Origin of the sequence: Serinicoccus chungangensis (assembly GCF_001483745.1) — a bacterium.
GTDB classification, from domain to species: domain Bacteria; phylum Actinomycetota; class Actinomycetes; order Actinomycetales; family Dermatophilaceae; genus Ornithinicoccus; species Ornithinicoccus chungangensis_A.
Map to the genome: position 1 here is coordinate 266,621 of NZ_LQBL01000031.1, position 21,018 is coordinate 287,638.

The 21,018-nt window shown below is 73.5% G+C and carries 18 protein-coding genes; 7 read left to right on the forward strand and 11 right to left on the reverse strand.

The features are described from left to right. Positions 1 to 10 precede the first annotated feature (10 nt). Positions 11 to 1,033 carry a diacylglycerol/lipid kinase family protein gene (locus AVL62_RS14065; protein WP_058892268.1) on the forward strand — a complete coding sequence of 341 codons (1,023 nt, stop codon included), beginning with the start codon at positions 11 to 13 and terminating at the stop codon, positions 1,031 to 1,033. Positions 1,034 to 1,325: 292 nt separating this feature from the next. Here AVL62_RS14065 and AVL62_RS14070 read toward each other — a convergent pair whose 3' ends face one another. Then, positions 1,326 to 1,781 (reverse strand): DUF4446 family protein, encoded by a 456-nt coding sequence (locus tag AVL62_RS14070; RefSeq protein WP_058892269.1) that lies wholly within the window; start codon positions 1,779 to 1,781, stop codon positions 1,326 to 1,328. Positions 1,782 to 1,875: 94 nt separating this feature from the next. Here AVL62_RS14070 and AVL62_RS14075 point away from each other — a divergent pair, with 94 nt between their 5' ends. Beyond that, the gene (locus AVL62_RS14075; protein WP_058892270.1) at positions 1,876 to 4,002 is read left to right on the forward strand and encodes a hypothetical protein; all 2,127 of its coding nucleotides are present in this window, start codon (positions 1,876 to 1,878) and stop codon (positions 4,000 to 4,002) included. A 69-nt stretch (positions 4,003 to 4,071) separates the two neighbouring features. Here the strand turns inward: AVL62_RS14075 and AVL62_RS14080 are convergent, their stop codons facing one another. Both AVL62_RS14080 and AVL62_RS14085 read right to left on the reverse strand, forming a co-directional pair. Then, positions 4,072 to 4,998 (reverse strand): glycosyltransferase, encoded by a 927-nt coding sequence (locus tag AVL62_RS14080; RefSeq protein WP_058892271.1) that lies wholly within the window; start codon positions 4,996 to 4,998, stop codon positions 4,072 to 4,074. Between the two features lie 4 nt (positions 4,999 to 5,002). Next, positions 5,003 to 5,911 carry a DUF5926 family protein gene (locus AVL62_RS14085; protein ID WP_058892272.1) on the reverse strand — a complete coding sequence of 303 codons (909 nt, stop codon included), beginning with the start codon at positions 5,909 to 5,911 and terminating at the stop codon, positions 5,003 to 5,005. Positions 5,912 to 5,949: 38 nt separating this feature from the next. Here AVL62_RS14085 and AVL62_RS14090 point away from each other — a divergent pair, with 38 nt between their 5' ends. Both AVL62_RS14090 and lgt read left to right on the forward strand, forming a co-directional pair. Beyond that, positions 5,950 to 7,023 carry an enoyl-CoA hydratase/isomerase family protein gene (locus tag AVL62_RS14090; RefSeq protein ID WP_058892273.1) on the forward strand — a complete coding sequence of 358 codons (1,074 nt, stop codon included), beginning with the start codon at positions 5,950 to 5,952 and terminating at the stop codon, positions 7,021 to 7,023. A 117-nt stretch (positions 7,024 to 7,140) separates the two neighbouring features. Beyond that, a complete protein-coding gene (gene lgt, locus AVL62_RS14095; protein ID WP_058892274.1) occupies positions 7,141 to 8,028 on the forward strand; it encodes a prolipoprotein diacylglyceryl transferase in 888 nt (295 codons plus the stop codon). Here the strand turns inward: lgt and AVL62_RS14100 are convergent. The 7 genes from AVL62_RS14100 to AVL62_RS14130 all read right to left on the reverse strand — a co-directional run bounded on the left by AVL62_RS14100 (position 8,021) and on the right by AVL62_RS14130 (position 16,135). Then, on the reverse strand, positions 8,021 to 9,526 hold the full coding sequence (locus AVL62_RS14100) for a UDP-N-acetylmuramoyl-L-alanyl-D-glutamate--2,6-diaminopimelate ligase (protein WP_058892275.1): 1,506 nt from the start codon (positions 9,524 to 9,526) through the stop codon (positions 8,021 to 8,023). The two genes, lgt and AVL62_RS14100, sit on opposite strands and share 8 nt — an antisense overlap. 135 nt (positions 9,527 to 9,661) lie before the next feature. Then, entirely contained in the window at positions 9,662 to 9,844 is a 183-nt protein-coding gene (locus AVL62_RS14105; RefSeq protein WP_058892276.1) for a hypothetical protein, read from the reverse strand. Positions 9,845 to 9,921: 77 nt separating this feature from the next. Then, positions 9,922 to 11,913, reverse strand: a complete 1,992-nt coding sequence (locus AVL62_RS14110; RefSeq protein ID WP_235585712.1) for an alpha-amylase family protein — start codon at positions 11,911 to 11,913, stop codon at positions 9,922 to 9,924. 91 nt (positions 11,914 to 12,004) lie between these two features. Further along, positions 12,005 to 12,868, reverse strand: a complete 864-nt coding sequence (locus tag AVL62_RS14115; protein WP_058892278.1) for a carbohydrate ABC transporter permease — start codon at positions 12,866 to 12,868, stop codon at positions 12,005 to 12,007. Further along, positions 12,865 to 14,067, reverse strand: coding sequence for a carbohydrate ABC transporter permease (locus tag AVL62_RS14120; RefSeq protein ID WP_058892279.1), 1,203 nt, complete (start codon positions 14,065 to 14,067; stop codon positions 12,865 to 12,867). Before AVL62_RS14120 ends, AVL62_RS14115 begins: the two co-directional genes overlap by 4 nt. Further along, complete coding sequence (locus AVL62_RS14125; RefSeq protein ID WP_327282400.1) at positions 14,064 to 15,320, reverse strand: ABC transporter substrate-binding protein; 1,257 nt, start codon at positions 15,318 to 15,320, stop codon at positions 14,064 to 14,066. The genes AVL62_RS14120 and AVL62_RS14125 overlap by 4 nt, the downstream gene beginning before the upstream one ends. A 293-nt stretch (positions 15,321 to 15,613) precedes the next feature. After that, positions 15,614 to 16,135 carry a SprT-like domain-containing protein gene (locus tag AVL62_RS14130; protein ID WP_058892281.1) on the reverse strand — a complete coding sequence of 174 codons (522 nt, stop codon included), beginning with the start codon at positions 16,133 to 16,135 and terminating at the stop codon, positions 15,614 to 15,616. A 54-nt stretch (positions 16,136 to 16,189) separates the two neighbouring features. On the opposite strand from AVL62_RS14130, the gene AVL62_RS14135 reads away from it, so the two are divergent. Further along, entirely contained in the window at positions 16,190 to 16,576 is a 387-nt protein-coding gene (locus AVL62_RS14135; protein ID WP_058892282.1) for a DUF6394 family protein, read from the forward strand. Positions 16,577 to 16,590: 14 nt separating this feature from the next. After that, on the forward strand, positions 16,591 to 18,369 hold the full coding sequence (locus tag AVL62_RS14140; RefSeq protein WP_058892283.1) for a potassium channel protein: 1,779 nt from the start codon (positions 16,591 to 16,593) through the stop codon (positions 18,367 to 18,369). Positions 18,370 to 18,396: 27 nt separating this feature from the next. Here the strand turns inward: AVL62_RS14140 and AVL62_RS14145 are convergent, their stop codons facing one another. Continuing rightward, a complete protein-coding gene (locus AVL62_RS14145) occupies positions 18,397 to 18,930 on the reverse strand; it encodes a DUF3806 domain-containing protein (protein ID WP_153011805.1) in 534 nt (177 codons plus the stop codon). A 65-nt stretch (positions 18,931 to 18,995) separates the two neighbouring features. Here AVL62_RS14145 and AVL62_RS14150 point away from each other — a divergent pair, with 65 nt between their 5' ends. Continuing rightward, complete coding sequence (locus tag AVL62_RS14150) at positions 18,996 to 21,002, forward strand: acyltransferase family protein (RefSeq protein WP_058892285.1); 2,007 nt, start codon at positions 18,996 to 18,998, stop codon at positions 21,000 to 21,002. Positions 21,003 to 21,018 lie beyond the last annotated feature (16 nt).

Below are 21,018 nucleotides of genomic sequence, written 5' to 3' on the forward strand. Positions count from 1 at the left end.
GGGTCACGGCATGGATTCTCCTGGCCGGGCGGCCGTCATCGTCAACCCCACGAAGTTCTCCGACGTGGGTCGCGTGCGCCGGCGGGTGGAGGAGGTATGCCGAGTGCACGGCTGGGAGGAGCCGCTCTGGCTCGAGACCACCGCCGAGGACCCGGGGCCGGGCCAGACCGCCCAGGCGCTGGAGGCGGGGGTGGACGTCGTCTGCCCGCTCGGGGGCGACGGGACGGTCCGGGCGGTGGGGGCCGCGATGGTCGACTCCGGGGTGCCGGTGGGCCTGCTGCCCGGGGGCACCGGCAACCTGCTCGCCCGCAACCTGGAGCTGCCGGTCGAGTCGCTGGACAAGGCCCTGACGATCGCCCTCACCGGCCGGACGGCCCCCATCGACACCTGCCGGCTCGAGCTCGTCCGGCCCACGACCTCCCAGCTGGAGGCGCGGCTGGAGGACGAGGAGGGCCAGCCCTCCACGAGCGTCGACATGGACGACGCCGTCGACGACCGCACCAGCCCGGAGGTGCGCGAGGAGCACCGCTTCCTCGTCATGGCGGGCCTCGGGTTCGACGCGGAGGTCATGGCCGCCGCGCCGGAGAAGCTCAAGGACCGCGTCGGGTGGCTGGCCTATCTCGTGACCGGGCTGCAGCACCTCAAGGGCCCCCAGTTCACCGTCGACCTGCGGATGCCGGGGAGCGGGCAGGTGCGCCGGCGGGTGCGCTCGGTCATGGTCGGCAACGTGGGCAGGCTGCAGGGCGGGATGGAGCTGCTGCCCGACGCGCTCGCCGACGACGGCACCATGGACGCGGTGCTGCTCTCCCCCGAGGGGATCGTCGGCTGGGTCGCGACCGTCGCCCAGCTCACCACCCGCCGCCGGATCGGGCACCGGCGGGTCGAGCACTTCCAGAGCCCCGAGGTGCGGGTCGTGTCGGACAAGCCGGTGGAGCTGGAGATCGACGGGGACACCATCGGCTCGGTGCTGGCCATCCGGGTGCAGGTGGACCCCGGGAGCCTGCTCGTGCGCCTCCCCGGGACCGCCGCCTGACCCTCCCCGCCGCGGATCGGGGGTCGCGGGTCGATGGTCAGGAGGTCAGGTGTCCTGGCCGGTGCGGGCGGCGCCCCTCCGCCAGCGGCTCCGGCTCCTCCGCACAGGACGCGCGCTAGGCACACACCGGACACGTCCTCGGCATACACCGGACGCGCGCTCGGCATACACCGAGTCACGGTGGTCGGTTCGGCGCGGCCCCACCACGTGTTTTGTGCCGCCCCACCACGTGTCCTGTGCGGCCCGACGGCGCGTCCTGTGCGGCCCCACCACGCGTCCTGTGCGGGAAAGGTCAGGTGTCCTGGCCGGTGCGGGCGGCGTCGAGCGCCTGCCGCTCCTCGGGGGTCAGGACGATCTCGGAGTCCCCGCCGACGATGCCCTTGGCGTAGGTCCGGCTCTCGCCGCGGGCATGGATCGAGCTGATGACCATGCCGTCCCCCGTGTCGTCGACGACCGCGGCCGAGAAGCTCATCCGGCCACCCATGTCCCCGAAGGCGTCGTACCGGACGACCGCCACGTGCCGCAGCGCCTGCGCGAGGTCACCGCGCACGCTCGCCAGCTCCTGCTCCAGCGCCTCGATCCGCCCGCGCTCGGGCGTGGTGGGCGCGCCCGCCTCGACGAGCTGGGTCAGCCGCCGGTCGACGACCCGCAGCCGTCGCCAGACGACAGCCGTGACCAGCAGCGCGAGCAGGGCGATCGCGCCGGCGGTCCAGGCGAGCAGCTCGGGGTCCAGGCGTGCAGCGTCCACGCGCTCAGGGTATGCCGCCACGCACCAGGCGGCGTCCGGCCGCTCCCCGGGGAGCCGACGGGCCGCCGTGGGACCATGCACGGGGAGGTGAGCCATGGGAGACGGTCGGCGCGAGCCGGGCAGCGTGCCGCGGGGGTCCGACGGCGGTGAGGCAGCACCGTCGGCGCCGCCGGGCGGCCCGCCGTCGGCCGGCCCACGGTCGCCCCGGGCGGCCTGGGGGCTCGTGGGGACGGTGCTCCTCTCCTGGGTCCTCGCCGCGGTCGCCGTGGTGACGGACGTGGCGCCCGCGCACGCCCCCGACACCCGGCCGCTGGTCACGGCGACGGACCCGCAGGTGGTGCTCGTCGGCATACCGGGGCTCACCTGGGACCTCGTGGACGAGGACACGCCGACGCTGCGGTCGCTGGCGCGGACCGGCCGTTCCGCGGCGCTGGTCGTCCGGGGGCCGGACGAGGTGACCTGCGCCGCCGACGCCTGGCTGACGGTCGGCACCGGTACCCGGACCGACCGCGAGGCGCTCGGCTGCGGCCCCGACGCCACGCCGCCGTGGGGCGCCGCCGACGCCCCGGACCCCGACCTGCGGGCCCTCACCGGGCCGGTCGAGGCGGCCGGGGGGTGCGTCGCGACGTACGGCCTGACCGCCACCGCCGACCCGGCCGGCCGGCCGCAGCTGGACACCGCGAGCGCCGGGCTGCTCGCCGGGCCCGCCCTCGACCGGGAGTGCCGCGTCCACCTCCTCGCCGGCCCGACCATCCTCGAGGGGGACCGCTCGGACGTGCTGGAGGCCTCGGACGCAGCGCTCGCCGACCTCGTGGCGGACCTCCCGGACGGGAGCACGCTGGTGGTGAGCGGGATGGGGCAGACCGCCGGCCGCCCCGACGCGCAGGTACTCGTGGTCCACGGGCCGACGGGAGGCTCGCCGGACCTCCCGCCCCCGGCGCAGCTCAGCTCGGGCTCGACCCGGCAGACCGGGCTCGTGCAGCTGGTCGACCTCACCCCGACCCTCCTCTCCCTCGCGGACGTGCCGCCCGGCCCGGACGGTGCGGCCCTGCCCGGTTCACCGGTCACCGCCGTCGCGGGGGCGACGACGGACCCCGCCCGGGCCGCCGCGGACCTGGCCGACGTGGTCAGCGACGCCAAGAGGCTGGCCCCGTGGACCCTCGGTGCTCTGGCGGTGGTGCTCCTCCCGCTGCTCGGGCTCGCCGGTCTGCTCGGCAGCCGTCGCCTGCTCGTCGGCACCACCGCGACGGTCATGGCGGTGCCCGCCGCCAGCTTCCTCGCCGGCCTGGTGCCGTGGTGGCGGGCCGGGCAGCCCTGGCCGGCCCTCACGGTCACCGTCCTCGCCGTCGCCGCGCTGGTCGCCGCCCTGGCGGTCACCCTCGCCCACCGGGCCGGCCCGGTGACCGGACCGGGGCGTCGCAGCCCGCTGCTCCTCCCCGCCGTCCTGGCGGCGGCGACCCTCGTGGTGCTCGGCGTGGACACGATCTGGTCCTCACGGCTGGGGCTGGTGAGCGTCCTCGGGCTGCAGCCGGTGACGGCGGGCCGGTTCTACGGTCAGGGCAACGTCGGCTTCGGCATGCTGCTGGGCGCGCTGCTCGTGCTCCTGGCCGCCGCGCTCAGCTGGTTGCCGCGCCGCGGCGCGGCCCTGGCCGTGGCCCTGCTGGGCGGGGCGTCCCTGCTGCTGGGCGCGGCCCCCGGTGCGGGCGCCGACTTCGGCAGCGTGCCGGCCACGGCGGTGGTGACCGGCCTGCTGCTGCTCGCCGCCCTGGGTCTGCGGTGGACCTGGCGCTCGCTGCTCCTGGTGGCCGGCGGGTCCGCGGTCCTGGCGCTGCTGGCGATGGTGCTCGACTGGCTGCGGGGGCCGGAGCGACGCACCCACCTGGGGGCGTTCGTGCAGTCCGCGCTGGACGGCGAGGCGCTCGGCATCGTCACCCGCAAGCTCGAGCAGAGCCTGGGGATCCTCGTGAGCTACCCGCTCTCGTGGCTGGCGGTCGCCGCCCTCCTCGCCGTCGCCTGGGTCGTGGTCCGCCGGCCGGGGTGGAGCGGGCCTCTCTGGCGCGAGCCCGGGGTGGCGCCGGCGGCCGGGGCCGCACTCGCCGGGATGGCGGCCGCCTGGGTCCTCAACGACTCCGGCATCGCGGCGGTCGCGCTCTGCCTGACGATGCTGCTGGCGGCCGGGATCCTGCTGCTCGCCCCCGAGGGGGAGGCGCCGGGACGCTGAGGGCGCGGCCGAGGGGACATCGGGCGTCCGGGCGAGGCGGGGCCGCGCCGGGTGCGTGCCGGGTGTGCCTCAGGCGTCCGGACGACGGCGCGCGCGCTCCTCGTAGGCCGCCCTCGCCCGGTCCAGGAGCGGACGTCCGTGCCGCTGCACCTGCTCGCCCACCTGGCTGGCGGTGCGCCGCGCCAGCGGCACCCCGCGCTCCCGGGCGGTCTGGGCGATCCTCGCCCCCTGCTCGCGGGCGATGCGGCTGCCCTCGAGCCCGCCCTCGCGGACCTTGTCGGGCACCCCGGAGCGCTCGGCCAGCGCCAGCGAGACGTCCGCCAGCTGGCGGGCGCGGTGGGCCTGGGAGGACAGGTCACGCCCGGTCGCCCGGTGGCGCACCTCGCAGGGGATCTCGAGCACCCGGCCGCCGGAGCGGATGACGTCGATGGTCAGGCCGACCTCCACGCCCCACCCCCGCGCCAGCGGCATCGCGTCCAGGAGCGCCTCCCGGGTGAGGCAACGCTGCCCGGAGAGCGGCTGCGTGGGCTCCCAGCCGGTGAGCCGCCGGATGCCGGCGGAGGCGGTCCGCACGACCAGGCCCAGCCCGGCGGCACCGGGCTGCGGCGGCAGGACCGCGATCGTCATGTCGGCCCGGCCGACGAGCACCGGCGTGATGATCGGCCCCAGCTCGGCGGCCGACTCCTCGAGGTCGGCGTCCACGAAGAGCACGGGCGCACCGGGGCGCAGCTCCTGCGCTCGGGCCACACCGGTGGTCATGGCGGCGGCCTTGCCACGGTTGCGCTCGTGCCGGACCACCTCGACCCGTCCCGACCACGCGGCGACGTGGGCCGTCTGGTCGGTGGACCCGTCGTCGACCACCACGACCTCCCCCACCTGCGGCAGCCGCTGCAGGGCCGCGAGGGTGGCGCCGATCCGCGACTCCTCGTCCTTGGCGGGCACGACGGCCACGACGAGCTCCTGCGGGACGCCCTCCACCGGCTGCGACGCGCTCATCGGCTCAGCGCAGGGTGACCTGGCGGGAGACCAGGGCGTTCCTGGCCCGGCGCTCGGGCTCGGTGAGCGGCGCGTCCTGGCCGAGGGCGGCGGCATACCGCTCCTGCAGCGCGGTCAGCGCCTCGGCGTGGTCCTCGGCGCCGGTGCCGGCCGGCACCTCCAGGACGGGGACGAGCACCCCGCAGGCGCGGAACGCGCCGATGAGGTCGGTGCCCTCGCCCAGGGTGTGCTCGTGGGCGGCCTGCAGCCGGGCCAGCGCCTGCAGCGCCGTGTCCTCGTCCTCGTCGAGGATCCACCGGATGTAGGACCGGCCCGACATGTGGCACCAGAACGCGGTGGGCACGCCCTCGACGCGGGCCATGGGGACGGCCGACTCGTTCATCTGCTCGAGCGCGGCCGTCATCTCCTCGCTGGCGTCCTCGCCGAGCCAGAAGCCGAAGTCGTCGTGCACCTCGACGGCCAGCTGCTGCCCCTCGACGAGGACGTCCTGCAGCCGGGGCGTGTCGGTGGTCGCCGGCCGCACGGAGTTGACCGAGGTGCCCGGCTCCGCGGCGAGCGCGGTGAGGGCGGCGGCGACGATGTCGCGGGAGGCGTCGCCGCTGCTGGTGCGGGACTGGAGGGCGACGAGCACCTCGCCGTTCTCGCGGTGGATCGCCGGCATCGCCGCAGGCAGGACGGTGACCAGGGTGACCTGGTGCTCGCCCGCGGGGACCTCCCGGCCGGAGACCGTCGTGCCCTCGGGCACGGCGAGGGTGACCGGGGCCGAGGCGGCGGGGAGGATCTCCCGCATCGCCACCCACTCGCTCTCGTCCGCGAGACCCTCGAAGGGCCGGGAGACGAAGGGCGCCGGCCGCGCCGACCCCTGCGCCTGCGTACCGCCCGCCTGCCGCTTCTTGCGTGATGCCTTACCCATAGCGGGCGAGTCTACGTGCGTCGTGAGAGCCTGCCTGCATGCGCGACGACGCCTCCCTGACCTGGCAGCCGGCCGAGGGCCACGGCGCGGGGGTGGTGTATGCCGTGGACGGCCCGCTGGGCCGGGTGCGCCTCGACCGGCCGCGCGCGATCAACGCGTTGGACCGGCCCGCCGTCGACTCGCTGCTGCACCAGCTGCGGGCCTGGGCCGACGACGACCGCATCGAGGCGGTCGTGCTCGACGGCGCCGGGGAGCGCGGCCTGTGCGCCGGGGGCGACGTCCGCGCGCTGCGGGAGGCGATCCTCGCGGGCCGCGAGCAGGAGGCGCTGGACTACTGGGAGGCGGAGTATGCCGTGGACGCCCTGGTCGCGACCTACCCCAAGCCCTACGTCGCGTGGATGGACGGGATCGTCATGGGCGGCGGTGTCGGGATCTCGGCGCACGGGTCGGTGCGGCTGGTGACCGAGCGGACGCAGCTCGCCATGCCCGAGGTCGTCATCGGCTTCTTCCCGGACGTGGCCGGGCTCCACCCGCTCTCCCGCGCCCCCGGTGAGACGGGCACCCACGTGGCGCTCACCGGTGCGCCGGTGGGCGGGACGGACGCGGTGCTGCTGGGGATGGCCGACGCCCTCGTGCCCAGCCAGGCCGAGGACGAGGTCCTCGCGGCGCTGCGGGAGGACCCGACCCGGGACGCCCAGGCGCTGGCCGCCCTGGCCTCGGCCCCCGGCGGGACGGCAACGGCGCAGGCGTCCTGGCTGGAGCAGCAGCGGTCCTGGATCGACGAGTGCTACGTCGGGGACGACGCCGGGGAGATCCTGCGGCGGCTGCGCGAGCACCCCGAGCCCGCGGCCCAGGGGGCGGCCGAGCTGGTCGGCTCCCGCTCCCCCCACTCGGTGGCGGTCACGCTGGAGGCCCTGCGGCGGGCGGCGTCCATGACCGTCGAGGAGGTCCTGGCGCAGGACCTGCGGCTGGGCCCGGTCTTCGCGTCCCACCCCGACTTCGCCGAGGGTGTGCGCGCCCAGCTCGTCGACAAGGACCGCCAGCCGCGCTGGCAGCACGCCTCGCTGGCCGACGTCACCCGGGCCGAGGTGCTGGCGGCCTTCGGCACCTGAGCACCCGCGTCGGGGAGCGCGCCGGGGAGGCCCGCCGACGTCCTCCGACGCCGTCCGGCCAGGACCACCGCGCCTCGGGGGACGGCATACCCAGGGCCACCGGCTATCGTCGCGCTCGTGCCGCTGCTGACCGACCTGGCCCTGCTCGCCGCGAGCGCCTCCGGCGACGACTCACCGCTGCGCTGGGAGGACCTGGGACTCTCCCAGGGCATCGACCTGGGCTTCTTCACGCTGCGCTACTACGCGCTGGCCTACCTGCTGGGCATCCTGCTCGGCTACTGGCACTTCGTCCGCATGGCCAAGGCGCCCGGCAGCCCCATCACCTCGCGGCAGGTCGACGACCTCATGATCGGGGTGACCTTCGGCATCATCATCGGCGGCCGCCTCGGCTACGCCACGTTCTACAACCCCTCGCTGTGGACCTCGTGGGAGATCCTGCAGCCGTGGAACGGCGGGATGAGCTTCCACGGCGGCCTCATCGGCGTGCTCGTCGCGATGGCGTGGTTCACCTGGCGCCACGACCTGAGCCCGCTGCGGGTCACCGACTACATCGCGGTCAACGTGCCGATCGGCATGATGCTCGGACGGATCGCCAACTTCATCAACGGCGAGCTGTGGGGCCGGCCCAGCGACGTGCCGTGGGCCATGGTCTTCCCCGGTGCCGGCGAGCAGCCCCGGCACCCCAGCCAGCTCTACGAGGCGGCGCTCGAGGGGGCGCTGCTCATCCTCGTGCTCTTCTGGCTCTTCTGGCGCACCCGGGCGCGCTGGCGGCCCGGTCTGCTGGCCGGGGTCTTCGCCATCGGGGTCGGCGGCGGGCGCTTCGTCGTGGAGTTCTTCCGCGAGCCCGACGCCCAGCTCACGGAGTTCGCCGCCGCGACCGGGCTCAACATGGGCCAGTGGCTGACGATCCCGCTCGTCGTGGCCGGGGTCGTGCTCGTCGTCCGGGCGCTGCGCCGCCCCGAGGTGGAGACGCCGGAGCCGGTCGAGGAGCAGCCGGCTAGCTGACGTCCTCGCCGCGTCGCGCCGCGAGCGCCCGACGGGCCTCCCCGACCTCGTCCCAGGGCACCAGCTCGGTGCCGCGCTCCATGGTCTCCTCCGGGCCCTTGCCGGCCAGGAGGACCGTGTCGTCGGGGGCGGCCTCGCGCACGGCGTAGCGGATGGCCTCGGTGCGGTCGCCGATCGAGACGTAGTTCTCGCGCCCGGCCTCGCGGGCCCCCCGCTCCATCTCCTCGAGGATCTCCTGCAGCGGGGTGGTGCGGTGGTCCTCCTCGGTGAGCACGACGTGGTCGGCGAGCTGGGTGGCGACCCGGCCCAGCGGGGCGCGCTTGGACGGGTCACGCGGGCCTCCGGCCGAGCCGAGCACCACCCACAGCCGGCCCCGCGTCGTCACCCGCACCGTCTCCAGCGCCTTCTCCAGGCTCGGGGGGGTGTGGGCGAAGTCCACGATGACCCGCGGGTCGCCGTCGGTGTGCTCCACCATCTCCATCCGTCCGGCGACCCCGGCGAAGGTGGCGAGCCCGGCGACCAGCTCGTCCAGGGGCACCCCGGTGGCGGCGACGCCGGCCATCGCGGCCAGGGCGTTGGCGACGTTGAAGCGGCCGATCATCGGCAGCCGCGCCGGCGCCTCGCCCTGCGGCGCGTGGACGGTGAAGGTGATGGCCTCGGCCCCCTCGACCACGTCGGTGGCGCGCCAGTCGGCCGCGCTCCCCTCGGCGGAGTAGGTCGTCGCGCCGTGCCCGTCGGCGGTCGCCATCGGCAGGAGCTGCTCGACCCAGGGGCGGTCGTCGACGTTGAGGACGCTGTGCCGCGCCCGCTGCACGAGCCGGGCCTTGTCGGCGAAGTACTGCTCCATGGTGCCGTGGAAGTCGAGGTGCTCGCCGGTGAGGTTGGTCCAGACCGCGACGTCGTAGTCGACCCCGCGCACCCGGTCCAGCGCCAGGGCGTGGCTGGAGCTCTCGACCACCGCGTCGCTCGCCCCGGCCTCGACGAGGTCGCGCAGGATCTGCTGCACCTGCGGGGCCTCGGGGGTGGTGAAGTGCGAGGGCGGCTGGCGCAGCACGCCGTCGGGCAGCTGGTAGCCGATCGTCGAGAGCAGCCCGCTGGCCCGCCCCGCCTCCCGCAGCAGGTGCAGCGCCAGGCAGGAGGTGGTGGTCTTGCCGTCGGTGCCGGTGACGCCGATGACCCGCAGCGCGTCACTCGGTCGCCCGGCGAGGGCCGTGGCCGCGTCGGCCAGCGCCGGCCGCACCGCCTCGACGCGCAGGTAGGGCACGGGACAGGTCGCGCCATCGGGCAACCCCTCGCCGATGACGGCGACGGCGCCACCGCGCACGGCCCGGTCGATGAAGGTGTGCCCGTCGAAACGGGCTCCGCGGATGGCCACGAAGGCGTCCCCCGGCCGGATCCAGTCCGCCTGGTGGCTCACTCCGGTGACGTCCACGTCGCCGGCCTCAGGGCCCGGGACGACACGGACCCCCAGGGTGGCGGCGAGGTCGCTCAGCTGCATGGCGACACCCTATGTCCGGAGCCGACGGGGTCCGGCCAGCCCGGCGGCCACACGCCGCAGGGACGCCGGCCGGCCTCGCGAGCAGGATGGGGGCGAGGACGGCCGGCGTCGGGACCGCGCAGGGGAACGCGGTCGTCAGCGCCCGAGGAGCCGGGAGAGCAGGCCCCCGCCGGACGGGGCGGCGCCGGAGGCGGCGTCACCCTCGTGCCCGTCGCACCAGCGGCCCGCCGGCACCCCGCGCCGGACCTGGTCGACGTGCTGGCCGCAGCCGGCCCAGGTGGTCCTGCCGCAGGTCCTGCAGGTGACAGCTCGGCACACGAGAGGCTCCTCGGTCGGTCGTCGGACGCCGCTGCGGCGTCCTGACGTCCAAACTACTATACCCCCGGGGGTATAGGTCAAGCGCGCACGAGCCACACCGGCTGGTAGGTCGAGAGGTACACCGAGCCGTCGGCGGTGAGGCTCGGCGGGTAGCCGTTGAGGGCGTCGACGGTCCGGTCCACCGACAGGCCCTGCTCACGCAGCCACCAGCCGGGGACCGAGCGCGGCCCGGCCGTGAGGTTGTAGAGCTGCACCATGGTGCCGACCGGGTGCCGGCGGACGACGACGAAGACGGCGGCGTCCGGCGCCGCGACGACCTTCGCGCCGACGCTGGCGTGCAGGTGGGGCAGCGACGCCCGGGTGCGGGCGAGGTGCTGCATCCCCCGGAGCACCCGCCCGGCGGCCGACTCCGGCGCCGTTCGCGCGGCGTCGACCTCCTCCGGGTCCAGCCGGGGCCGGTGGACCCAGCGGTTGTCCGCGGCGTGCTCGGGGACCTGGTCCCAGTCGGGGTCGCCCAGGCTCGCGATCTCGTCGCCCGACCAGATGACCGGGATGCCGCCGAAGCCGTAGACCACGGCATACCCGAGCAGGAGCCGGGCGACCGCCTCGTCGACCGCGTGCTCGGCCTCCGCGGCGCCCTCCTCGTCCACGGCGCCGTCCACCAGCTCCAGCGCCCGCTCGAGCCCGCTCAGGCTGGCGGCCGACCCGGAGATGCGGCGGTCCCCGGTGAGCGGGTTGTGCTGGAAGACGAGCCCGGTCGCCCCGGATCCGGGGAACTCCCCGGAGTAGTAGTCCGACAGGAAGGTCCGGTGACCGTGGCCGTCCACCATGACCGAGCGGGCGTCGTCGTCGTCGATGGCCCAGCCGATGTCGTCGTGGCAGCGCAGGTAGGTGATCCAGGCCGTCGTGGCCGGGACCGCGGGGAAGCGGCCGAGCGCGTGGGTGGCCAGCCGGGCGTCACCGCTGGCCAGCATCGACCAGATCTGCACCATGAGGCTGTTGTGGTAGGCGAGGTCGGAGACCTTGCCGTGGTGCTGCCCCCGACCGAGGTAGTGCACCACCTCGTTGGGGCCCACGATGGCCTCGGCCTTGAAGACCAGTGCCGGCGCGGTGATCCGCGCCAGCGCGCGCAGGGCCTGGGTGAGCTGGTGCACCTCGGGCTCGTTCTGGCACTGGGTGCCCATGCGCTTCCAGATGAACGCGATGGCGTCCAGCCGCAGGACCTCCACGCCCTGGTTGGCCAGGAAGAGGATGACGTCGGCCAGCTCGGCGAAGACGTCGGGGTTGTCCCACGCGAGGTCCCACTGGTAGTAGTTGAAGGTCGTCCAGACCCAGCCCTCCAGCTCCTCGTCCCAGGTGAAGTTGCCCGGCGCGAAGTCCGGGAAGACCTCCAGCAGGGTGCGCTCGTAGGCGTCGGGCACCTCACGGTCGGGGTAGACGTGGAAGTAGCGGCGGTAGTGCTCCTCGCCCTCCCGCGCGGCCCGCGCCCAGGCGTGCTCACGGGCGACGTGGTTGAGCACGAGGTCGAGGCACACGCTGATGCCCCGCTCGCGCAGGCGGGCGGTGAGCGCCCGCAGGTCGTCCATCGAGCCCAGGTCCTCGCGCACCGAGCGGTAGTCGGCGACGGCGTACCCCCCGTCGTTGGGCGCGGGGCGCGGTTGCAGCAGCGGCATGAGGTGCAGGTAGCGCACGCCCAGGCCGGTGAGGTGGTCGGCCAGCCCGGCGAGCGCGGTGAGCGTGCCCTCCTCGGTGAGCCGCTCGGCGTAGCCCGCATAGCCCACGACGTCCGGGCGCTGGAACCAGTCCGGCTCCAGGGACCGGCGCTGGTCCAGCAGGTGCAGCTCCTCGTCGCGGTCGCGGTATGCCGCCGCCGCCAGCTCGAGGACCCGCGCGGCCACGGCGGGCGGGTCGGGGTAGGGCGCGAGCCCGGCGACCAGGTCGTCCCACCAGCGGGCCACGCGCAGGGCGAAGGTGGTGCGTCGGTGGTCGGGCAGCGGGGCCAGGACGGCCTCGGTGCGGGAGCGGGCCTCCGGGGGCAGTGCCACGGGCCAGGGGAGTTCACGTGTCACGGTCACATCCAATCATCGGACGCGACGAGCGGGCGGGAGCTCCACCGGGGATCTCCCGCCCGCTCGACGGTGAGGCAGGGCGCGGGACGGGTCAGCCCTTGACTGCGCCGCTCGTCATGCCGCGCACCAGGAAGTTCTGGAGCGCGAAGAAGACGATCATCGGCAGCACCATGGAGATGAACGCTCCCGCGGTCAGCAGCTCGGCGCCCTGACCCTGGGTGCCCAGCAGCTGCTGGAGCTTGACGATGACCGTGGTGTTGTCGTTGCTGAGGAACAGCTTGGCGATGAGCAGGTCGTTCCACACCCACAGGAACTGCAGGGTGGCGAACGCCGCCATCGCCGGCATCGCCATCGGCGCCACGAGCTTCCAGAAGATCTGGAAGTTGGAGCAGCCGTCGATCCGGGCCGACTCCACCACGCTGTAGGGCAGCGTCGACATGTAGTTGCGCAGGACGTAGATGCACAGCGGCATGCCGAAGCCGGTGTGCAGCAGCCACACCGCAAGGTACTGGCCCGCGATGCCCAGGCCGTTGGGCCCGAAGAGGTTGAGCAACGGCTGGAAGGCCACGTGGATCGGGACCACCATCACCGCCACGATGATGATGAACAGCGTCTCCTTGAAGCGGAACTGCAGGAAGGTGAACGCGTAGGCGGCGAAGGCGGCGAACATGATGGGGATGACCGTCGCCGGGACCGCCACCACGATCCCGTTGAGGAAGGCGTTGCCCATGTCCGCGCGCTCGAAGACCTCGGTGTAGTTGCCGAAGGTCCACGAGGTGCCGAACGGGTTGACGATCGCCGACCACCAGCCGCTGGTCAGCGCGTCGTCCCGGCTGCGGAAGCTGGTGACGAGCAGCCCCAGGGTGGGCAGCGTCCACAGCACGGCCAGCAGCAGCATGGTCACCATCGAGACGGGGCTGCGCTGGCGCCCGTCCTTGAGCCGTCCGGCGTTCATCGCATGGCCTCCTGCTTGCGGAAGTCCCTGACCTGGTAGATCAGGATGGGGATGATGGCGACGAGCAGGACGACGATGAGCGCCGTCGCCCGGCCGGCGTCGCGGTTGGTGAACATCTCCCGGAAGAACATGTTGGCGATGACATCGGTGTTGTTGCGCCCGTTGGTGAGCACGTAGACGATGTCGAAGACCTTCATCACCAGGATGAGCACCGTGATGAAGACGGTGACGATGGTGCCCCAGATCTGCGGGATGATGACCTGCCAGAAGATCTGCCACTCGGAGGCGCCGTCGATCCGGGCCGCCTCGAGGGTGTCCTCGGGGACGCCCTTGATCGCCGAGCTGAGCAGGACCATGGCGAAACCGGTCTGCAGCCAGATGAGGATGACCATGAGCAGGATGCTGTTGAGCCGGGCGGTGTCGATGTCCAGCCAGCTCGCCGGGTCCTGACCGAACCAGTTGACCCAGATGGCGTTAAGCGCCGCGGTCTGCGGCTCGCCCGGGGGCCGGTAGCCGTAGACCGTCGTCAACCAGATCGCCGAGGCGGCCACGAAGCTGATGGCCATCGGCATGAAGATGAAGCTCTTGGACCACTTCTCACTCGCGGACGACAGCTTGTCGGCCAGCACCGCCACGACGACACCCAGCGACACCGTGATCGCGGGGACGATGGCGATCCACAGCAGGTTGTTGAACATCGCCGACCAGAAGGCGCCGCTGGAGAACAGGCTGCTGAAGTTGGCCCACAGCGGGTCGACGTAGGCCGTGGAGTTCCGGTTGGCGAAGCTGTAGTGGATCGTCTGCACCGTCGGGAACAGCAGCATCAGCCCGATGAGGGAGAAGCCCGGCAGCAGGAAGGCGTACGGCATGACGCCGTGCTCCAGCCGTCGGGGCAGCGCCTCGATCGCCATGTTCAGGAACCAGAAGAGGACGGCCGCACCGCCGACACCGACGACGAGGCCGAGGGCGCCCATGAGCAGCTTGCTGTCGAAGAACCACTGGGGGTACCACGCGAAGGCCAGGAACAGGTTGCCGATGAGCCAGACCGAGACCGCGATGCCGAGCACCCCGATGACGAGCTTGGCCGGCTGGAGACCGGCGTCGGAGGGTCCGACGTTGCCTGCCCCGCCCGGGCCCTCGTCCGAGGGTGCCTGTGGTACCTCCTCCCCGACGGGAGGGGTCGATGATGTCGTGCTCACTGGTCCTCGCCCTCCTCACTCGCGTCGGCCGACTCGGGCCAGCCGGCCTCGATGTCGTCGGCGACCTCCTGGGCGGTCTTCGCGCCGCTCTGGAACTCGACCATGCCGGTCCAGAACGAGCCCGAGCCCACCTCGCGCGGCATGACGTCGGAACCGTCGTAGCGGAAGACGTCGGAGGTGTAGCCGAACTCGGCGATCGTCCGGGTGACCTCGTCGGGGTAGAGGCTGGTGTCGAAGCTGGTGTGCGGGCTCAACCACCCGCCGGCCTCCGCCCACGGGCCGCCGAACTCGTCGGAGGAGAGGAACTCCATCACCGCGGCCACGTCGGTGTCGTAGGTGAACGCCGCCGCGAGGTCGCCGCCACCGAGGATGGGCTGGCCGTCGTAGCCGTCCGCGGCGGGCGGGAAGACGAAGATGCCGACCTCCTCGTCGAGGTTCTCCTGCACGTCCTCGGGGAAGAACGTGGTGGCGAAGTTGCCCTGCCGCATGAGGTAGCAGCCGGGGTCGTCGTTGAACGCCGGGTTCATCGCCTCGGCGAACGGGGTGTTGAGGATGCCCCGGGCACCACCGAGGACGTTGCCCTCCTCGTTCGCGAGGTCGCCGTAGGTCTCGATCGCCTCGACCACCCGCTCGTCGTTGAAGGGGATGCGGTGGTAGATCCAGTCGTCGTAGACGTCCGGGCCGTGCAGGCGGAGCATGTACTCCTCCACCCAGTCGGTGCCGACCCAGCCGGTGGCCTGGTCGGACTGCCACCCGATGCACCAGGGCGGCGTGTCCGCGTCGGTCCGGATCTGGTCGGCGACCTCGTCGAGCTCGTCCAGGCTGGCCGGCTCGGTGTTCCAGCCGCCCTCCTCGTAGGGACCCTTGGGGTACCAGACGATCGACTTGACCGCCATGCGCATCGGGGCGGCGTAGACGCGGCCGTCGAACCGGGCGGAGTCGAGGAAGCCGTTGACCAGGGTGCGGTCGATCTCGTCGTAGTCGAGCATCGCGTCGATCGGGACCAGCTCTCCGCGCTCGGCGAGGCTGAGCACACCACCGGGCTGCGGGAAGAGCCCGATGTCCGGCTTGTCGCCGGCGTCCACGCGCACCTGGATGGTGTTGGTGAAGTCCTGGTCCGAGACGTAGTCGATGGTGATGCCGGTCTCGTCCTGGAACTCCTGGAGGGAGGCGTTGAACAGCTCCTCCTCGGCTCCACCGAAGGCACCCAGGATGCTGACGCTCCCGTCGCCCTCCTCGGGCTCGGCCCCCACGGCTCCGACCGCGCCCGCCGATCCGGCATCAGGATTCTGCAGACAGCCCGTCAGGGTCAGCCCGAGCGCTGCCGCGAGCGCCGGGACCGTGGCACGTCGCCACCTCGTAGTCGCCACCATTGGCTCCTCTCTCCGTCAGCGCCCACGGCCACCGCCTCACGGAACAGGGGTGCATCACATGAGCAACTCTCTCGAAACCTAGCGCAGTAGCGGCGCCCGATCAGCCCCGGAGAGGTCACGCTTTGGTCACGGAACCGCCGCTGTCACGGCCACCTCCGCCCGCGTGCCGGACGCTACGTCAACCTGTCCAGCCGGCTCAGGGTGGCGGCGACGTGCGGACCCAGCTCGGCGGGGTCGACGTCGCGTCCGTCGACCCTCCAGCCGATGACCCGCTCGCGGACGGGCAGCCCCCGGCAGCGGGTGCAGACCAGCACCCGCGTCGGTCGCCGGTGGCGGTGGACCAGGTGGCCGGCGGTGCAGCGCCCCTGCCAGCGGCCGGGCACCACGGGCCCCTCCGCCCCCACCGTGTAGCACCGCTCCCCGGTCGCGCCGAGGGACCGGGCGCGGGCACGCCATACCCCATCGTGCCCGTGGCCGGGGCCGACGAGCGCGTGCGCGACCTCGTGCAGCACCGTCTCGCGCACCTGCGCCTCGTCCTGCACCGCCGTGATCGCCCGGCTCAGGGTGATCCTCCGGTCGGTCCAGTGGCACGCCCCGGCCCGGACCTTGGCCCGGTCGAAGCCGAACCCCCAGCCCGCCAGACCGTGCTCCCTCATCAGCCCCCGGGCCAGCGCCCCCGCCTCGTCGAGTTCCATGCCCTGCAGCCTAGGAGGCGGCACCGACGGACCTGCGGCGTTATCGTCGTGGCTGTGAACCTTGAGAAAGTCGTGTTCGGCTTCTTCGTCCTGCTGGCGGCGACCCTGAACTTCGGGTACGTCCTCGGCGACATCGACAACCCGGGGTTGCACAACGTCTACGAGCTGTACGCCGCGGTGGTGGTCAACATCATCGCGACCATCCTGAAGTTCGGCGACCGCACCCAGATCGGTGCGGTCCACCTGGCCACCTCCCTGGTCGCCAGCATCCAGCTCATCGTCGCCGCGCTCGTGTGGATCTGGGCCCGGCACGTCGACCCGGGCGGGCTGACCGGGCAGCACATGAGCAGCGTGGTCTCCATCGCGGCCGGCGCGCTGCTCGCCAACATCGTCTCCATCGTCCTGCTCGTCGTGGAGACGGTCTCCTACCGCCGCCGCTGAGCGGCGCCACCACGATGGCCAACCTCCTCCAGCTCCTCGGCCGCGGCAAGCCGGCCCGGCCGCGCCCGGACTCGCTGCGCCGCTACCGCGTCGACGTGCCGATGGAGCTGCCGACCACCGACGCGGTCTTCCTCGTCCTGCGCCGCATGCGCACGCCGCTGGTCGTCATCGTCAGCGTCTTCGCGATCATGACCTTCGGGCTGAGCATGATGCCGGGCACCGAGGAGAACCCGGAGCGGCTGGCCATCTTCGACAGCTTCTACGTCATCAGCTACACCGGCCTGACCATCGGCTACGGCGAGGTGCCGCACGAGTTCAGCTACGCGCAACGGCTGTGGGTCACCGCGACCATCTACGCCTGCGTCATCGCCTGGTCCTACAGCATCGGTGCCCTGCTGTCGCTGTCGCAGGAGCAGACCTTCCGCCAGGCGATCCGGCTGCAGCGCTTCGGCCGCAAGGTCCGCAGCCTCCAGAACCCCTTCGTCCTCGTCGTCGGCTACGGCCAGGCCGGCGAGGCGGTCTGCCGGGCGCTGGAGGACCAGGGCCGCGACTTCGTCATCCTCGACGAGGACCCGGAACGGGTCCAGCAGCTCGCGCTCGACGGCTACTCCAGCGACCACCCCGGCTTCGCGGCGAGCGGTCGGGACCCGCGCATGCTCGGCCTGGCGGGCCTCGGCCACGACCGCTGCGAGGCGGTGCTCGCCCTCACCGACAGCGACGAGACGAACCTCTCGGTCGTCATGTCGGTCAACCTGCTGCGGCCCGAGCTCATGGTCATCGCCCGCTGCAGCGACCGCGAGCACGCCCAGCAGATGCACGACTTCGCCGCCGACGTCATCATCAACCCCTTCGACCGCTACGGCGCCTACCTCGTCATGGCCCTGCGCCGCCCGGCCGGGTTCCGGCTGGCCTCCTGGCTCATGAGCAAGCGCGGCTCGAACCTGCCGCACCGGCTCTCCCACCTCACCGACGGGCAGTGGGTGGTCTGCGCGGACGGCACCTTCGGCTTCGAGGTGACGCGGGACCTCGAGAGCGCCGGGCTGGACGTCATCCTCGTCGACCCCGCGGACGGCCGACCCGACGTCTCCGATGCGGTGGGGTTCATCGCCGGCGCCGAGTCCGACATCGTCAACATGGCCAACGCCGCGCACGCCCGCATCGAGAACGACCAGCTGTTCATCGCCGTCCGGCAGAACTCCGCCGTCAACGCGGCACCGCTGCAGGCCTTCGACGCCGACTCGGTCTTCATCCCCACCGAGCTGCTCGCCAGAGAGGCGGTCGCCCGGATCACCTCGCCGAACTACTGGAGCTTCATCGACCACGTCCTGCACGAGGACGACGAGTGGGACCGCCGGGTCATGGACGAGATCGTCGCCGTGGTGGGGGACGAGACCCCGATCTCCACCCGCCTGGACCTCGACTTCACGAGCGCCCCGGCCGTGGTGCGGTGGCTGAACGAGCACGAGCTGACGCTCGGCGACCTGGTGCGCGACCCGGACGAGCGCGACGTGCGGCTGGCCGTCTACCCCGCGGTGCTGGTGCGCGCCGGACGCCGCGTCTTCACCCCGGGCATGGACGAGAAGCTCAAGGAGGGCGACACGCTGCTGCTGCTGGGCCGCGAGCTCGACCTGGCGGTGGTCCGCTCCACGGTCTTCCACGACTCGGCCGTCGAGTACGTCGCCACCGGCCGCGAGGTCGCCACGGCCTGGGTCTTCCGCCAGCTGCAGAAGGTCACCGGCCGGGAGAAGGCCACGGCCTCGCGCGGGCCCGTCCCCCCGGCTGACGAGGGCTGAGGGCAGGGGGCAGGGGGCGTCCCGGGGTCAGCGGCTGCGGACCTCGACGATGTGCCCCACGACCTGCCGGACCCAGGCGCGTTCGCGCCGCATCCAGCGGACGGCCACGAGGTTGGAGGGGACGACGACGAAGTCGCCCGCGGCGACGGCGAGGTCGGTCCCGAAGACGTCGGTGACGACCTCCCAGGCCAGGTCGGTGTGGCGGTGCAGGTGCTCGCCGACGGCCACGGCATACCGCTCCACGACCTCGTCGTGGTGCCCGTCCGCCCCCCGCGCCGCGAGCCACGCCGCGAGCTCGCGGTCCAGGCCGGCGCTGATGGACGCCAGGTCGTCGACGTCCACGCCGTCCGCCGCCACCGCGGCCAGGCCGGCGTCGATCCGGGCCCGCTCCGCCTCGCCGATCCTGCGCGACTCCGGCGTGAGCGGCAGCTCGCCGACGGGGCTCTCACCGGGGTCGGGCAGGGCCCGCACCCGGGGCTCGTCCTGCGCCGACCGGGACCGGCCGAGCAGGTTCCGGACCTTGTCGAGGCCGGCCGACACACGGCGTCCGCGATCGCTCATCCGGGCAGCGTAGCGCCCGGGCGTAGGATGCGCGGGGACCACGAGGAGGCGGGGACACCGGTTCGATGCGCGCAGACATCCAGACCCTCCGGGCGGTCGCCGTCGTGCTGGTGCTGCTGTGGCACGCGGGGCTTCCGGGGCTGACGGGGGGGTATGTCGGGGTCGACGTCTTCCTCGTCGTCTCCGGCTTCCTCATGACCCGGATCCTGCTCGTCGAGATCCGTGAGCAAGGCCGGCTCGACCTCCCCCGGTTCTGGCTGCGGCGGGCCCGCCGGCTGCTGCCGGCGGCGGCGGTGGCGGTCCTCGGAGTGGCGCTCATCACGGTCGCCCTGCTTCCCAGCACCCGGTGGCGCGACATCGCCGGCGACATCGGCGCGAGCGCCGTCTACCTCGTCAACTGGCGGCTGGCGGACCGCTCCGTCGACTACCTGGTGGCGGACGCGGCCCCCTCCCCCCTGCAGCACTTCTGGTCGTTGGGCGTCGAGGAGCAGTTCTACCTCGTGTGGCCCGTGGTGCTGGCCCTGGTGGTCGCGGCGCCGGTCCGGCGCGGACGCGGGTCGGCCGCGGGCCGGGTGGCGCTCGTCGCAGGTCTCGCCGGGGCGCTCTCCCTGGCCTGGTCGGCCTGGCTGTCGCAGGCGGACCCCGGCCGCGCCTACTTCGTCACGACCACCCGCGTCTGGGAGCTCGCGCTCGGCGCGGTCCTCGGTGCCCTGTGGCCGTGGTGGGCCGCGCGGCACCCGGGCCCCCGCACGGCGACCGCGCTCGTCCTCCTGGGGCTCGGCGCCGTGCTGGGCTCCGCGGTCGTGCTCGACGCGACGACGGCCTTCCCCGGGACTGCCGCGCTGGCGCCGACGCTCGGCACGGTGGCCGTCCTGCTCGGGGGCCCCTTCGTCCGCGCCGGTGGCGTGGTCCACCACTGCCTGGGCCTGCGGCCGGCGCAGTGGCTCGGTGACGTGTCCTACTCGCTCTACCTCTGGCACTGGCCGCTGCTCGTCGCGGCCACCGCGGTGGTCGGCGCGGACACGCTGCCCTGGGGCGTCGGCCTGCTGGTCCTGACCCTCACCCTCCCGGTCGCCTGGCTGTCCTACCGCTACGTCGAGACACCCTTCCGCGGGCGGATCCCCCGGGCGCCGGTGCGGGCCACCGCCCGCGCGCTCCTCCGCTCGGTCAGCGGGTATGCCCTCGCCTGCGCCGCGGGAGTCGTCGCGGTCCTCGTGGCGACGGTGACCCTGACGCCGGGCGGGGCGCTGTCGACCGTCCCTGCGCAGGCTCAGCAGCTACAGCCGGCTCCGGCATCCGCGCGGGAGGACGTCTACGCCCCCTTCTACGACGGCTGCGCCGCGCTCGACGGGGCAGACCTGGCCACGGTGTGCGTGGACGGCGACGTCGACAGCGACACCCGGGTGGTCCTGGTCGGCGACTCGCACGCGGTCATGTGGATGCCGGCCCTCGCGGCGGCCGGCGCTCGGCACGGGTGGCGCGTGGAGCTGGTGGCGAGGACGTCCTGCCCGGCGGCGGACGTGGTCCCCATGGCCGGGAGGGACCCGCGCGAGGACTGCCCGACCTGGCTGAGCGAGGTGACCGAGACGGTCGTCGCCGACCCGCCCGCCGCGGTCCTCACGGCCCAGGTGCCCATCCCCCGGTTGTGGGTCGACGGCGAGGTGATCCGTTCCGAGGACGGGCACGCGCACATGGCCGACGGCCTGGCCCGGGCCTGGGAGCGCCTCGGCGCCGCCGGAGCACCGGTCCTGACCATGGCACCGACCCCCCGCTTCGAGCAGGACCCGCCGGAGTGCGTCGCCCGGCACCTGGAGGAGGTCTCGGCGTGCGGCGAGCCGCTGGAGCAGGCGCTGGCCCCGGTCTCACCCCCGGTGCGACTCGCGCTGGAGCAGACCCCGCAGGTGGGGCTCGTCGACCTCAACGACGAGCTCTGCCCGGACGGGTGGTGCCCCGCGGTGGACGGCTCCACGCTCGTCTGGGCCGACGGCAACCACCTCAGCCGGACCCGCTCCCAAGAGCTCGCCGACCCTCTGGCCGCGGCGCTCGCCGGGGTCCTCACCCCGGCCGGCTGAGAAGCTACCCCTTGGT

What these genes read in the sequence shown, in the direction of transcription:
- AVL62_RS14065 (WP_058892268.1), top strand. Translation starts at nt 11, where the DNA reads ATGGATTCTCCTGGCCGGGCGGCCGTCATCGTCAACCCCACGAAGTTC.
- AVL62_RS14075 (WP_058892270.1), top strand. Translation starts at nt 1,876, where the DNA reads ATGGGAGACGGTCGGCGCGAGCCGGGCAGCGTGCCGCGGGGGTCCGAC.
- AVL62_RS14080 (WP_058892271.1), bottom strand. Translation starts at nt 4,998, where the DNA reads ATGAGCGCGTCGCAGCCGGTGGAGGGCGTCCCGCAGGAGCTCGTCGTG.
- AVL62_RS14085 (WP_058892272.1), bottom strand. Translation starts at nt 5,911, where the DNA reads ATGGGTAAGGCATCACGCAAGAAGCGGCAGGCGGGCGGTACGCAGGCG.
- AVL62_RS14090 (WP_058892273.1), top strand. Translation starts at nt 5,950, where the DNA reads ATGCGCGACGACGCCTCCCTGACCTGGCAGCCGGCCGAGGGCCACGGC.
- AVL62_RS14100 (WP_058892275.1), bottom strand. Translation starts at nt 9,526, where the DNA reads ATGCAGCTGAGCGACCTCGCCGCCACCCTGGGGGTCCGTGTCGTCCCG.
- AVL62_RS14115 (WP_058892278.1), bottom strand. Translation starts at nt 12,868, where the DNA reads ATGAACGCCGGACGGCTCAAGGACGGGCGCCAGCGCAGCCCCGTCTCG.
- AVL62_RS14130 (WP_058892281.1), bottom strand. Translation starts at nt 16,135, where the DNA reads ATGGAACTCGACGAGGCGGGGGCGCTGGCCCGGGGGCTGATGAGGGAG.
- AVL62_RS14140 (WP_058892283.1), top strand. Translation starts at nt 16,591, where the DNA reads ATGGCCAACCTCCTCCAGCTCCTCGGCCGCGGCAAGCCGGCCCGGCCG.
- AVL62_RS14145 (WP_153011805.1), bottom strand. Translation starts at nt 18,930, where the DNA reads ATGAGCGATCGCGGACGCCGTGTGTCGGCCGGCCTCGACAAGGTCCGG.
- AVL62_RS14150 (WP_058892285.1), top strand. Translation starts at nt 18,996, where the DNA reads ATGCGCGCAGACATCCAGACCCTCCGGGCGGTCGCCGTCGTGCTGGTG.